This is a genomic window from Vibrio fujianensis, from assembly GCF_002749895.1.
In the GTDB taxonomy this organism is placed as follows: domain Bacteria; phylum Pseudomonadota; class Gammaproteobacteria; order Enterobacterales; family Vibrionaceae; genus Vibrio; species Vibrio fujianensis.
On the sequence record NZ_NBUS01000043.1, the window covers coordinates 8,466 to 9,895 of the forward strand.

Annotated in this window: 1 protein-coding gene; it reads right to left on the bottom strand. The window is 41.8% G+C overall.

Going from position 1 to position 1,430, the window contains the following annotated elements; all coding sequences use genetic code 11:
* The coding region (locus B7C60_RS10835; RefSeq protein WP_245869213.1) for a PglL family O-oligosaccharyltransferase at positions 1–1,430 on the bottom strand (1,430 nt) is incomplete at both ends.

A 1,430-nucleotide genomic window follows, 5' to 3' on the forward strand; every position in this document is an offset into this window, starting at 1 on the left:
CAGCTTCAAACCGGATCTGTTCTGCTCGGCTATGATCTCCGATCCCCTGATAGGCTAAAATCAAATTATGATAAAACGCTGGTCGAGGTTTACGCCTAATGATTTGTTGTGACCAATTAATATAGGGTTGGATGTATTCCGCTTTTTGTTGGTGCAAGCCAATGTTTAAGTAAGTGCTATAAATATCCCAGTCAAATCTATCTTTCCATACCACAGGGTTGCTGATGTTTTGTAAAATATTTGGATCCCGCGGATAAGATTTTTCAAATTGAGTCAGTACATAATTGCTATGTAAAGCGCTAAGCATATACAGGCTGGTGGCTATTGGCAGCATTAAACTTGTGATACGTAATGAAGATTTGCTGATTTGGTTAAAGGGAATGACATGGTATTTTGCCACACGTTGTTCTATCCAAAACAACAAAATAATAAAGCTTATCCAATGAATCGCTGAATGGTAGAAGGGGTACTCTAATTGGCTGTGCAACGTAATTGGAATCAGTAAGGCAAGCATCGCGCGTCTGGTGCCTTTTTTCGCTGAACGTAATCGGAGCAAAACAAACCCAGCTGCGAGTAGAATCGCCACTAAAGGCAGTAACCCCCCTTCAACGCCCCAAAATAATAGCTCATTATGAGGATGATCCATTGCTGCAAGACCTGGTGGATAGCTTGGATTGAGTTGATGTTGGCGAGCAGTATAGAGGATATATTGCGTTTCAAATCTGCCATAGCCATAACCAGTAAATGGTTTTTCAATCAGCATATCCAGAGTTTGTGGGAAAGTGTATTGGCGAGGGCTTTCAATCTTGATTTTTTCTACCACTCGCTCGGCGCTACTTTGACTATACATAGCCATATAACCAAGAAATATGCCCGCTAATATGGCAATAAGCCAGTTGATAAAACGTTGTCTGGGTGAAAAACGGTGTAAATAAGGTAACAGTAGTATTACACCAAGCACGGTTGCCAGCCAACCAGTCCGAGAAGCAAGAACAATGAGTAAAGGCAGAGTTAGTAGAGGCGTTAAATAAAGTAACCCCACCTCACGTAAGTGTTTGTTGTATTTTTTCGGTTGGCGTGCCAGTAGATAGCCAGAGAGAATGAGGCCGGTGGCTAGAAAACTGGCCATAACATTCGGTTGCTGAAAAATACCATAAGGGCGGTTGGTATTGGTATCATATCCGAATGGATTACCCGGAGATAAGATAAAGTATTGGATGAGTCCCCATAGCGCTTCGATAAGACATGCTAAAATGATGTACCAAAGCAAGCGTTGCTTATGCGTATTACTAAAACGGAATTGCTGTAAAACGGTAAAGAGAATAAACCCCGCCCATAATCCAGTGAGCCGCCCAATACTACCTTGCCAATAGGCATTGGTATAAAAGATGGGAAGAGAAAGGATACAGCAGCAGACCAATAAAATGAAT